Raw genomic sequence first — 11526 nt, forward strand, 5'->3', positions numbered from 1 at the left:
CTACCTCAGCTTCAGGGTGGCAAGGCCGACCAGTACCAGAATCACGGTGATGATCCAGAAACGGACGATCACGCGTGGCTCGGGCCAGCCCTTGAGTTCAAAATGGTGGTGAATCGGTGCCATGCGGAATACGCGGCGCCCGGTCAGCTTGAAAGAGGCAACCTGAATGACGACCGACAGGGTCTCCATCACGAACACGCCGCCCATGATGAACAGGACGATTTCCTGACGGACAATCACTGCGATGGTGCCCAGGGCCGCGCCCAGCGCCAGTGCGCCAACGTCGCCCATGAAGACTTGCGCCGGGTAGGTGTTGAACCAGAGAAACCCGAGACCCGCACCGATCAATGCGCCGCAGAACACGATCAACTCACCCGCGCCCGGAACGTAAGGAATCAGCAGGTATTCCGCGAACTTCACGTTACCGGACAGGTAGCAGAAGATCCCCAAACCACCGCCAACCATCACGGTCGGCATGATCGCCAGACCGTCGAGGCCATCGGTCAGGTTGACCGCGTTGCTCGAGCCAACGATCACGAAATAGGTCAGGACGATAAAGCCCGCGCCCAGGGGAATGCTGTAGTCCTTGAGCATCGGCAGGATCAGCGTGGTTTCCACAGGAGTGCTGGCGGTCATATAAAGGAAGATCGCCGCGCCCAGGCCGAACACCGATTGCCAGAAGTATTTCCAGCGACTTGGCAGGCCACGTGAGTTCTTTTCGATCACCTTGCGGTAGTCATCGACCCAGCCAATCGCACCAAACAGCAAGGTGACCAGCAGCACGGTCCAGACATAGCGGTTGCTGAGGTCGGCCCAGAGCAAGGTGCTGACGCCGATGGACGACAGGATCAGCGCGCCGCCCATGGTCGGGGTGCCTGATTTGGACAGATGCGATTGCGGACCGTCGTTGCGAACGGATTGACCGATCTGACGCTTCTGCAAAGTACGGATCATCCACGGGCCATAGCACAGCGACAAAACCAGCGCGGTCAGCACACCGAGAATCCCGCGCAGGGTCAGGTACTGGAAGACCGCGAAGCCTTTGTAGAACTGTTGCATGTACTCCGCTAGCAGCAGCAGCATTAATGTTTCTCCAGACTGGACCCGCACAAAGCGGCGACGACGTTTTCCATCGCAGCGCTACGCGAGCCCTTGATCAAAATGGTGGTGTTTGTGTCTTGCTCGGCGTCCAGGGCCTTGATCAGTTCAGCCTGAGTGGCGAAGTGACAAGCCTGTTCACCGAAAGCGTTTACGGCGTGAACCATCATGGGTCCGACGGCGTAAAGCGCGGAAACCTTGCCACGGGCGTACTCGCCCACGTCGCGGTGTCCCTGCTCTGCCCAATCGCCCAACTCGCCGATATCCCCGAGCACCAGGACGGTGCGGCCGGAAAAGCCGGCGAGTATATCAACGGCGGCGCACATTGAGGTGGGGTTCGCGTTGTAGGTGTCATCGATGACGCGCATGCCGTTGCTGGCCAGTTGCGCAACGGTGCGCCCCTTGACCGGCTGCACTGCGCCAAGCCCGGTGGCAATGCCGAACAGCGAGACACCCAGCGCATGGGCGGCAGCTGCGGCGGCCATCGCATTGGCAACGTTATGAGTGCCGAGCAGGTTCAATTGAACGCGCTCCACACCTTCAGGACTGTGCAGATTGAACGCCGGGCAACCGCGAGCATCACGGTCCAGATCGCTGGCGTAGAAGTCAGCGCTGAGGTTACTCAAGGCGAACGTCAGCACTTTGCGACCGGCTGCACGGGTCTTCCAGATACCGAACGCCTTGTCATCGAGATTAAGAACGGCGACGCCATCGGCATCCAGCCCTTCAATGATCTCGCCCTTGGCTTCAACGATTTTTTCCGGCCCGCCGAACTCGCCAACGTGGGCGGTCCCGGCGTTGTTGAGAATGGCCACATGAGGTTTGGTCATGGCCACTGTGTAAGCGATTTCGCCGAGTCGCGAGGCACCCAGCTCAATGACCGCTGCGGTGTGTTCCGGCGCGAGTTCGAGCAGGGTCAACGGAACGCCGAGGTCGTTGTTCAGGTTCCCACGGGTCGCCAGTACCGGACCCCGCGTGCGCAGGATGCTCGCAAGCATTTCCTTGACCGTGGTCTTACCGCTGGAACCGGTGATTGCTGCAACCTGATGCGTGAAACCGGCACGGTTCATCGCGCCCAGTTGGCCAAGCGCCTGGCGTGTATCTTTCACCAGCAATTGCGCAAGCGTGCTGTCAGTAACTTCGCGCTCGACCAGGGCTGCAACGGCGCCTTTTGCGGCGACGTCGTTCAAGTAGTCATGACCATCAAAACGCGGGCCGGTCAGGGCGATAAACAGTTGGCCTGGCTGGATCGCACGACTGTCGATGCTGACACCGTCGAAAGTGGCATCAGTATTCACCAGGCGGGCGTTCAGCGCGCCGGTCAGTTCGCTCAGTGTCAGGGCTTTAAGCATGGGCCACCTCCCACGCGGTCAGGGCATGATCAGCCTCGACCAGATCGGAGAAAGCGTGGCGCTCGCCGTTGATTTCCTGATAGTCCTCGTGACCTTTTCCGGCCAGGACAATCACGTCATCCGCTGACGCCCCGGCGATAAGCTGAGCAATCGCCTGGCCACGGCCGGCAACGAATGTGACGTTATCCACAGCGCTGAAACCGGCGCGGATGTCGTCGAAAATCACCGACGGGTCTTCGGTACGCGGATTGTCATCGGTGACGAGCACGCCATCGGCCAGACGCTCGACCACTTCGGCCATCAGCGGACGCTTGCCGCGATCACGATCACCGCCGCAACCGAACAGGCACAGCAGCCGACCTTTGGCGTGTGGACGCAGGGCCGTCAGTACTTTCTCCAGCGCGTCGGGCGTGTGGGCGTAATCCACGACTACCAATGGCTGAGAGCCGCCGCCGAGGCGTTGCATACGACCGGCCGGGCCTTCAAGTTTTGGCAGGACCTTGAGGATTTCGTCCAGCGCGTAATCCAGACCAAGCAATGCGCCGACCGCTGCCAGCACGTTGCTCAGGTTGAAACGGCCGAGCAAGGTGCTGCGCAAATGGTGTTCGCCCTGGGGCGTGACCAACGTGGCACGTACGCCTTCGTCGTCGAATTGCGCTTCGCGGCAATACAGGTAAGCGCTGGCATCTTCAAGACTGTAGGTAATCAGCCGCGACTCGCGTTTTTCCGCAGCCAGCTGGCGGCCGAATTCGTCGTCGAGGTTAACCACCCGGCATTTAAGATCGTTCCAGGCAAACAGCTTGGCCTTGGCTTCGCCGTAGGCCTGCATGGTGCCGTGGTAATCAAGATGGTCCCGGGAAAGATTGGTCATCACCGCCACATCAAACGCCAGCGCAGTGACTCGCCCCTGATCGAGACCGTGGGACGAGACTTCCATGGCGACGGCTTTGGCACCGGCCTTTTTCAGATCGGCAAGGGTCGCCTGGACGGCAATCGGATTCGGCGTGGTGTGCAGGCCGCTTTCGAGCGCACCGTAGAAACCGGTACCCAGTGTGCCGACAATCCCGCAGTGCTGACCGAGCAGGTCCAACGCTTGCGCAACCAATTGCGTCACGCTGGTTTTGCCATTTGTACCGGTCACGCCAACCAGGTTCAGGTGGCGACTCGGGTCACCGTAAAAACGTCCAGCGATGTCCGACAGCTGCGCCGCCAGGCCCTTGACCGGAATCAGCGGCACATCGGTGATCGGCAGCACTGTGGCGCCTTCGACTTCATAGGCCACGGCCGCCGCACCGCGCTGCAATGCGTCGGCGATGTGCGCGCGACCGTCGAACTTGCCGCCAGGAACGGCGAGGAACAGATCGCCAGCCCGCACGTTGCGGCTGTCGAGGGTCAGTTCCCGGATCAGCAGATCGCGACCGGCGTGGGCAAAAATCTTGTTCAGACTAAGAGACATCAGCCGCGCCCTCCATTGGCTTTCAGCGGAACGACCGGTGTGGCATTGGCCTGTTGAGTCGGTGGCAGGTTGTCAGGCGTGATGTTCATCAGGCGCAAGGTCCCGGACATCACTTTGCTGAAGACCGGTGCCGAAACCAGACCACCGAAATAACCGGCTTTGGTCGGTTCATCGATCACCACCACGATGGCGTAACGCGGATCGCTCATCGGGCCGAAGCCGGCGAACAGCGAACGGTAGGAATTCTCGGCGTAGCCTTTGGTACCGACCGACGTTTTGCGTGCGGTACCCGATTTGCCAGCCACGTGATAAGCCGGCACCTGCGCACGGAACACGCCGCGCGGGGCTTCGATTACCTGGGTCAGCATGCCCTGCATGGTTTTCGCGACGGCTTCCGGCAATACCTGAGTGGTTTGTGGCGCCTTGTCAGTCTTGATCAGGGTCAGCGGCGCGAGACGACCGTTATTGGCCAGGGCCGAGAAGGCGTGGACCAACTGGATCGCCGTCACGGAAATGCCGTAGCCGTAAGACAGCGTGGCGGTCTCGGCTTTGCGCCATTCGCGATAGTTCGGCAGGTTGCCGACGCGCTCACCCGGGAAACCGAGGCCGGTGTCCTGGCCGAGTCCGACTTTTTGGGCGAGACGGAAGATTGTTTCGCCGCCGATATCAAACGCGACCTTGCTCATGCCGACGTTACTGGAGTTGATCAGGATGCCTGTCAGGTCGAGTACCGGACCTTCGCTCCTGGAAACGTCCTTGATGGTGTACTTACCAATCTGCAAGGTGCCCGGGTAAACCTCGACGGTATCGCTCGGTTTCCAGCGACCGCTTTCGATCGCAGCGCTCATAGAGATGGCTTTCATGGTCGAACCCGGCTCGAACACGTCGATCATTGCGCGGTTGCGCATCATCGCCGGTTGCAGGTTGCGACGGTTGTTCGGGTTGTAGGTCGGCTGATTGACCATGGCCAGGATCTCGCCGCTCTTCACGTCCATGATCACGAGGCTGCCGGCCTTGGCGCCGTTCTCGATGATCGCGTTACGCAGTTCGCGGTTGGCGAGGTATTGCAGGCGCAGGTCAATGGACAACGCCAAGGGCTTACCGGCCTTGGCGTTTTTGGTGACCTGGACATCCTTGATGAGCCGACCGCGCCGGTCCTTGATGACCTGGCGTTTGCCAGGGACACCGGCGAGCCATTCGTCGTAGGCCAGTTCGACACCTTCGCGACCGTGGTCATCGATGTCGGTAAAGCCGACCATGTGCGCGGTCACTTCACCGGCAGGGTAGAAACGCCGGAACTCTTCAATGCCATAGACGCCCGGTACTTTAAGGTCGAGCACGGACTGGCCTTGCTCGGGGGTCAGCCCGCGCACCAGATAGATGAATTCTTTGTTGGCCTGGGCCTCGAGACGTTCGGTCAAGGCTTTGGGATCCTGGCCCAGCGCGGCTGCGAGTGCCGGCCATTTTTCTTTGGCCTGCTGCATTTCCTTGGCGTTGGCCCACAGGGTCGTGACCGGCGTACTGACGGCCAACGGCTCGCCGTTACGGTCAGTGATCAAACCACGGTGAGCGGGAATCGGAATATGACGAACGCTGCGCGCGTCGCCCTGGCCTTTAAGGAAGGCACGGTCAACCACTTGCAAATCGATAATGCGCCAGGCAATCGCCGCCACCATGACGCTGAGCAAACCCACCACCAGGCGAAACCGCCATGGAAAGAGAGCACCTTCAAGTTTCATCATGGCGCCACCATCTGCACTTCAGCTGCGCCGGGAATGCGCATCTTCAGTTGCTCAGTGGCCAGGACTTCGATACGGCTGTGTGCGGTCCAGGTGCTCTGCTCGAGGATCAGACGGCCCCACTCCGCTTGCGCCTTGTCGCGCACGCTCAGTTCGTTGTACAGCGAGTTCAACAGCTGACGATTCCAGTGGGCGCTGTACGACACGCCGATGGCCGACACGAGCACGCCGAGAAACAGCAGCAGCATGAAAAAGCTTCCGCCTGGAAGTGGCTTGGCGAAAAGCTTGCTCACCGCAGCTTCTCCGCCACGCGCATGACGGCGCTACGGGAACGTGGGTTGGCTTTGAGTTCGGCCTCGGAGGCGGACTGCGCTTTGCCATGGACTTTGATTTTTGGTTCGAAGGCTACGTGCCGGACCGGCAGGTTGCGTGGCAGGTTGTCGGCTTCGCCTTTCACCAGTTTGCGCATGAACAGTTTGACGATGCGGTCTTCCAGCGAGTGGAAGCTGATCACGACCAGGCGGCCGCCGACTTCCAGGCAATCCAGCGCCGCTTCAAGACCGGCTTCCAGATCGCCCAGTTCGTTATTGACGTGAATACGCAGGCCCTGGAACGCACGGGTAGCCGGGTTTTTGCCCTTTTCCCATGCCGGGTTGGCGACCTTCAGGACTTCAGCCAGGTCGGCTGTACGCTCGAAGGGTTTGATATCACGGCGCTCGGCGACAGCTCGGGCCATGCGACCGGAAAAACGCTCTTCGCCATATTCCTTGAATACCCGGGCGATTTCTTCGGCCGGCGCAGTGTTGACGAATTCGGCAGCACTGATCCCGCGGGACGGGTCCATGCGCATGTCCAGCGGGCCATCGTTGAGGAAGCTGAAGCCGCGTTCCGGGTCGTCAAGCTGCGGCGAGGACACACCAAGGTCGAGCAGGATACCGCTGACTTTGCCAGTCAGACCGCGATCTGCCACTTCCGAACCCAGCTCGGCAAAGCTGCGCTGCACAACGACAAAGCGGCCGTCTTCGGCCGCTAGCGTTTGCCCGGTGGCAATCGCTTGAGGATCTTTGTCGAACCCGAGCAACCGACCTTCGGGACCGAGCTGGCTGAGGATCAACCGACTATGTCCGCCGCGACCGAACGTGCCGTCCAGATAGCAACCATCAGGACGTACGGCGAGAGCCTCCACGGCTTCGTCGAGCAGTACGGTGATGTGGTTAAAGCCGCTATCAATAGTCACAGAATTAGATCACGCAGTTCATCAGGCATCGCGCCCGGTTGTTGAATAGCAGCCAGGTCAGCGGCAGAAACCGCATCCCAGGCATCCTCGTCCCACAATTGGAACTTGTTCAGTTGGCCTACCAACATCGCGCGCTTATCCAACTTGGCATATTCACGCAGACGCGGTGGAACCAGAAAACGACCACTGCCATCGAGTTCGAGGTCGACGGCATTACCAATCAGTAAACGTTGCAGGCGGCGGTTCTCTTCGCGAAGCGAAGGCAGTGCGCGCAGTTTGGTTTCAATAATTTCCCACTCATCGAGGGGGTAAACACACAAACACGGATCAACGGCATCGATTGTGACGATTAACTGACCGGAACTTCTCGAAACCAGCTCGTCGCGATACCGGCTCGGCATAGCGAGACGGCCCTTTGCGTCGAGACTGATAGCGTTAGCTCCGCGAAACACGTCAGCGTTTCTCCAAATATTAGCGTTTTTAGCTCAAAAAACCCACTTCATGCCACTTTCCGCCACTTGCGCACACTATAGGAATGCGCCTACCGCACCGTCAAGGCGCGCAGTAAAGGAAAAGCCTTACAGAACTGTGATTTAGGAGCCTAAAAGGAGGGGTAACGAGAATCTGACGCGTAATCTTGCTCAATAACTTGATTCAGCACTGACGGCTGCGCTCGAAAGTTAAAGTAGTTTGTTAAGAGTAAGATTTTTTTGGTATTACGAAAGTGCTTCAGCTGATGATTCTGGAAGGAGGTAAATCGGCGCTGCGAGGAGTTTATTGGAATGCCATCAATGCAGGCCAATCAGTATCACTCAGCCCTTCCAGCGGTCAATCGCAAGGAAGGAGTAACACTACTGCCTGCGCCCTGTTCAAAGCCTCAAACAGGAAGGGGAAAAAGGTGGAGAGTCGATCTGTAAGCCGGGTTCTGTCTTGAACAGTCATTCGTCTACGATGGCCATCACTGGACATCTTTAGCAACCTACCCGGTCCCAGCGCGGGCCACGCCTTGGGACCCTATTTGGTCTTGCTCCAAGTGGGGTTTACCTAGCCACGAACTGTTGCCAGTCGTGCGGTGCGCTCTTACCGCACCTTTTCACCCTTACCGGCGCCGAAGCACTTAGGCGGTTATTTTCTGTGGCACTTTCCGTAGGCTCACGCCTCCCAGGCATTACCTGGCACTTCGCCCTATGGAGCCCGGACTTTCCTCCCCCCCCTAATTTTCATAGAGGGCAGCGACTGTCCAATCGACTCTCCGCCGCGAAGGTTAACGGCAGAGCGCCCGAAGAACAAGCGCTAAAAGCCTTCAGCCATGCCTTAGCGTCGGGTTTTACTCGCCCTTCTGTTTATCAAGCGCAACTTGATAGAGCACATTCTTGCGCTCTCCGGTAATTTGCGCCGCCAGTGCCGCGGCTCGCTTGAGAGGCATTTCCTCCAGCAACAAATTGAGAATACGCATTGCCTCACTGCTGACCGCGTCTTCTGTTTCTGGCGCCGACCAGCCCGCCACCAGCACCACACACTCACCGCGCTGCTGATTGCTGTCTGACTCGACAAACGCACGCAGCTCGGCCAGCGGCAACCCTTTGAGGGTCTCGAACGTTTTCGTCAGCTCGCGGGCCAGCAATGCCGGGCGCTCAGGACCGAACACCAACTCCATGTCCTGCAGGCATTCCAGAATACGATGCGGGGCTTCGTAGAAAATCAGCGTACGCGGCTCTTCCTTTACCAATTCCAGACGAGCGCGCCGACCAACGGCCTTGGCTGGCAGAAAGCCCTCGAAGATGAACCGGTCCGACGGCAAGCCCGCCGCCGACAGCGCGGCAATCAATGCACAGGCACCAGGGACCGGTACCACGTTGATGCCCGCGGCACGCGCCTGGCGCACCAGGTGATAGCCCGGATCGGAAATCAGTGGCGTCCCGGCATCGGAGATCAGCGCAACGTCGTCACCGGCAAGCAAACGGGTAATAAAGCGGCTACCTTCATCCCGCTCGTTGTGTTCATGACAGGCCGCCAGCGGCGTAGGAATGCCGAAGTGCTGCATCAATCGCTGGGAATGGCGAGTGTCTTCAGCGGCGATCAACGCAACGTCACGCAGGATTTTCAGCGCGCGCGCACTGATGTCGTCCAGGTTGCCGATGGGCGTCGCCACCACATAAAGCGAGCCAGCAGCGGAATTCAAAGCACCTGGAGCAGTCAAAGCGCACACCTCATGATCGTTAAAAGGCGACATTGTAGCGCGTAGATCCGTTTTCGATACGCGCAAGCAACTTGGGGTTTTTCATGCCTTTTAACCGCGCAGCAACATTTACACGAGCTAAATTGATCGATTCACACCAGTAACATCGCGCCCCGGCCAGTGCTTGGGTACAATTCCACGCTAATTTGATCGAGTATCAGGAACACTACATGATCGCTTGCCTGCGGCTGTTCACTGCCCTCTGCCTTGCTGCCTTGCTGGCGGCTTGCGCCAGCTCGCCCTCCTCCAGCCTTGGCGAACTTCCACGGACCCCGGACGCCAGTATCGAGCAACTGCTCGAACAGGCATCTCAAAGTAAAGACCCGGAAAAAGCTGCGTTGCTGCGCCTGAGCGCCGCAGACCTGGCCTTCCGCCAAGGGAATGCCGGCCAATCCGCGCAAATCCTGCAGCAAGTGCCTGTCGAACAACTCAAGCCTGGCCAACAGGTTTTCGCGAGCACACTGGCAGCTGAACTGGCCATGGCGCGCAATCAGCCGAAAGCCGCCTTGACCGCGTTGAGCCATCCAAGCCTGCAACGACTGAGCGAACTGCCTGTCGAGCAGCAAGTCCGCACCGGCACCGTTCACGCCCGCGCACTTGAAGCCGACGGCCAAACCCTGGCTGCTGCGAAGGAGCGAATCTTTATCGCCCCGATGCTCGAAAGTGAAGCGGCCAGCAAAAACCACGAAGCGATCTGGACCCTGATCGCCTCACTGCCAACCGATCAACTGCAGCCCACCACCACCGACGACCTCGGCGGCTGGATGAGCCTGGCCCTGGCCGTGAAAACCGCGGGCACCCTGGAGCAACAGCAAGCCGCGATCGACAACTGGCGCGCGCAGAATCCCAAGCATCCGGCGGCCATTCAATTGCCGCTGCCACTGACCAGGCTCAAGGAGCTGGCCAGCCAGCCGCTGAGCAAGATTGCCCTGCTGCTGCCACAAGACGGGCCACTGGCTTCGGTCGGCAAAGCACTGCGCGAAGGTTTCATGGCCGCTCACTACCAGGCGCAACAAGCCGGGCAGAAGCCACCGGCTATCGAGTTCTATGACAGCTCGCGCCTGACGTCTCTGGATGAGTTCTACCGCAAGGCTCAGGCAGATGGCGTGCAACTGGTCATCGGCCCACTGGAAAAGCCCCTGGTCAAACAGCTCAGCACGCGCCCGCAATTGCCGATTACCACGCTGGCACTGAACTACAGCGAGGGCGCACAAGGCCCGGCTCAACTGTTCCAGTTCGGTCTTGCCGCTGAAGATGAAGCCCGTGAAGTCTCTCGCCGCGCCCGCGCCGATGGCCTGCATCGCGCCGCCATCATGGTGCCGAAAGGCGAATGGGGCGACCGCGTGCTGAAAGCGTTCAGCCAGGATTGGCAAGCCAATGGCGGCAGCATTGTTGCTACCGAGCGCGTTGATCAGCCGGTGCAACTGGCGCAGCAAATTGCCGACATGTTCCAGCTACGCCAGAGCGAAGGTCGCGCCAAGAGCCTGCAAAGCACGGTGGGCTCGCAGGTTGCCGCCCAGCCTTCGCGTCGCCAGGACATCGAGTTCATCTTCCTGGCCGCAACCCCCCAGCAAGCCCAGCAGATCAAACCGACCCTGAACTTCCAATACGCAGGCGACGTACCGGTTTACGCAACGTCCCACGTATTCAGCGCCAGCGGCGATGTGAATCAGTACAACGACATGAATGGCGTCCGGTTCTGCGAAACGCCATGGCTGCTGGACGTCAACGATCCGCTGCGCAAACAAGTCACCGCTCAATGGCCACAAGCTGCTGGCAGTCTGGGTCGCCTCTACGCAATGGGCGCGGATGCCTACCGTTTGGCGCCTCGCCTAGGCCAGCTGAAGGCTTTGCCGGACAGCCGTATCGAGGGTGAATCCGGCAGCCTGGGCATGACCCAGAATCAACGGGTTGAACGTCAGTTGCCGTGGGCACAGTTCGTCAATGGCCAGGTTCAACGCCTGCCGGACACCCCACGCTGATGCCCGACAGGTCACGCCAGCAAAGCGGACAAGATGCCGAGCGCCATGCGCTCGAGCATCTTCAGCAACACGGTCTGCGCCTGGTGGCGCAGAACTGGTTGTGTAAACGTGGCGAGCTTGATCTGGTCATGCTTGATGGCGATACAGTAGTATTCGTTGAAGTCCGCTACAGAAAAAACACTCAATGGGGTGGCGCGCTCGATAGCATCGATGGGCGCAAACGGCAGAAACTGATTTTTGCCGCGCAGTATTTTCTTCAGCGCGAATCGCGCTGGGCCAATTCCCCTTGCCGTTTCGACGTGGTTGCCATCGACAGCAACCTCGATCAGCTCAACTGGTTGCAAAATGCCTTCGACAGCTGATTGCTCATGCGCTGAACCGGACACTTTCACCCAACACTTTTGCTCTTTGCTTTGCGGGCTG

At 59.4% G+C, this 11526-nt stretch carries 10 protein-coding genes and 1 other RNA gene; 2 read left to right on the plus strand and 9 right to left on the minus strand.

Annotated elements, in window-relative coordinates; genetic code table 11:
• The 9 genes from mraY to rsmI form a co-directional block, all read right to left on the minus strand.
• The gene (mraY, locus tag H7698_RS20960; protein WP_162437234.1) at nt 1-1083 is read right to left on the minus strand and encodes a phospho-N-acetylmuramoyl-pentapeptide-transferase; all 1083 of its coding nucleotides are present in this window, start codon (nt 1081-1083) and stop codon (nt 1-3) included.
• On the minus strand, nt 1083-2450 hold the full coding sequence (locus H7698_RS20965; RefSeq protein ID WP_162437233.1) for a UDP-N-acetylmuramoyl-tripeptide--D-alanyl-D-alanine ligase: 1368 nt from the start codon (nt 2448-2450) through the stop codon (nt 1083-1085). Before H7698_RS20965 ends, mraY begins: the two co-directional genes overlap by 1 nt.
• Nucleotides 2443-3906 carry a UDP-N-acetylmuramoyl-L-alanyl-D-glutamate--2,6-diaminopimelate ligase gene (locus H7698_RS20970; RefSeq protein WP_194692699.1) on the minus strand — a complete coding sequence of 488 codons (1464 nt, stop codon included), beginning with the start codon at nt 3904-3906 and terminating at the stop codon, nt 2443-2445. The genes H7698_RS20965 and H7698_RS20970 overlap by 8 nt, the downstream gene beginning before the upstream one ends.
• Complete coding sequence (locus H7698_RS20975; protein WP_178114290.1) at nt 3906-5645, minus strand: peptidoglycan D,D-transpeptidase FtsI family protein; 1740 nt, start codon at nt 5643-5645, stop codon at nt 3906-3908. Before H7698_RS20975 ends, H7698_RS20970 begins: the two co-directional genes overlap by 1 nt.
• The gene (gene ftsL / locus H7698_RS20980; RefSeq protein WP_110964807.1) at nt 5645-5938 is read right to left on the minus strand and encodes a cell division protein FtsL; all 294 of its coding nucleotides are present in this window, start codon (nt 5936-5938) and stop codon (nt 5645-5647) included. Before ftsL ends, H7698_RS20975 begins: the two co-directional genes overlap by 1 nt.
• Nucleotides 5935-6882: a 16S rRNA (cytosine(1402)-N(4))-methyltransferase RsmH gene (gene rsmH / locus H7698_RS20985; RefSeq protein WP_162437230.1), complete on the minus strand. Its 948-nt coding sequence runs from the start codon at nt 6880-6882 to the stop codon at nt 5935-5937. Before rsmH ends, ftsL begins: the two co-directional genes overlap by 4 nt.
• The gene (gene mraZ, locus H7698_RS20990) at nt 6879-7334 is read right to left on the minus strand and encodes a division/cell wall cluster transcriptional repressor MraZ (protein WP_008147486.1); all 456 of its coding nucleotides are present in this window, start codon (nt 7332-7334) and stop codon (nt 6879-6881) included. Before mraZ ends, rsmH begins: the two co-directional genes overlap by 4 nt.
• Nucleotides 7335-7780: 446 nt before the next feature.
• Nucleotides 7781-8134: RNase P RNA component class A (rnpB, locus tag H7698_RS20995), an RNA gene on the minus strand.
• A gap of 75 nt (nt 8135-8209) precedes the next feature.
• Nucleotides 8210-9115: a 16S rRNA (cytidine(1402)-2'-O)-methyltransferase gene (gene rsmI, locus H7698_RS21000; RefSeq protein ID WP_194692700.1), complete on the minus strand. Its 906-nt coding sequence runs from the start codon at nt 9113-9115 to the stop codon at nt 8210-8212.
• Nucleotides 9116-9291: 176 nt separating this feature from the next.
• Here rsmI and H7698_RS21005 point away from each other — a divergent pair, with 176 nt between their 5' ends.
• Both H7698_RS21005 and H7698_RS21010 read left to right on the plus strand, forming a co-directional pair.
• Entirely contained in the window at nt 9292-11103 is a 1812-nt protein-coding gene (locus tag H7698_RS21005; protein WP_194692701.1) for a penicillin-binding protein activator, read from the plus strand.
• The gene (locus H7698_RS21010) at nt 11103-11465 is read left to right on the plus strand and encodes a YraN family protein (RefSeq protein ID WP_162437227.1); all 363 of its coding nucleotides are present in this window, start codon (nt 11103-11105) and stop codon (nt 11463-11465) included. The genes H7698_RS21005 and H7698_RS21010 overlap by 1 nt, the downstream gene beginning before the upstream one ends.
• Nucleotides 11466-11526 lie beyond the last annotated feature (61 nt).

The organism is Pseudomonas sp. p50(2008) (assembly GCF_015351605.1).
Classification (GTDB): domain Bacteria; phylum Pseudomonadota; class Gammaproteobacteria; order Pseudomonadales; family Pseudomonadaceae; genus Aquipseudomonas.

Bases quoted from the DNA above. Each gene is read 5' to 3' on its own strand.
- mraY (WP_162437234.1), bottom strand. From the start codon at position 1,083: ATGCTGCTGCTGCTAGCGGAGTACATGCAACAGTTCTACAAAGGCTTC.
- H7698_RS20965 (WP_162437233.1), bottom strand. From the start codon at position 2,450: ATGCTTAAAGCCCTGACACTGAGCGAACTGACCGGCGCGCTGAACGCC.
- H7698_RS20970 (WP_194692699.1), bottom strand. From the start codon at position 3,906: ATGTCTCTTAGTCTGAACAAGATTTTTGCCCACGCCGGTCGCGATCTG.
- H7698_RS20975 (WP_178114290.1), bottom strand. From the start codon at position 5,645: ATGAAACTTGAAGGTGCTCTCTTTCCATGGCGGTTTCGCCTGGTGGTG.
- rsmI (WP_194692700.1), bottom strand. From the start codon at position 9,115: ATGTCGCCTTTTAACGATCATGAGGTGTGCGCTTTGACTGCTCCAGGT.
- H7698_RS21005 (WP_194692701.1), top strand. From the start codon at position 9,292: ATGATCGCTTGCCTGCGGCTGTTCACTGCCCTCTGCCTTGCTGCCTTG.
- H7698_RS21010 (WP_162437227.1), top strand. From the start codon at position 11,103: ATGCCCGACAGGTCACGCCAGCAAAGCGGACAAGATGCCGAGCGCCAT.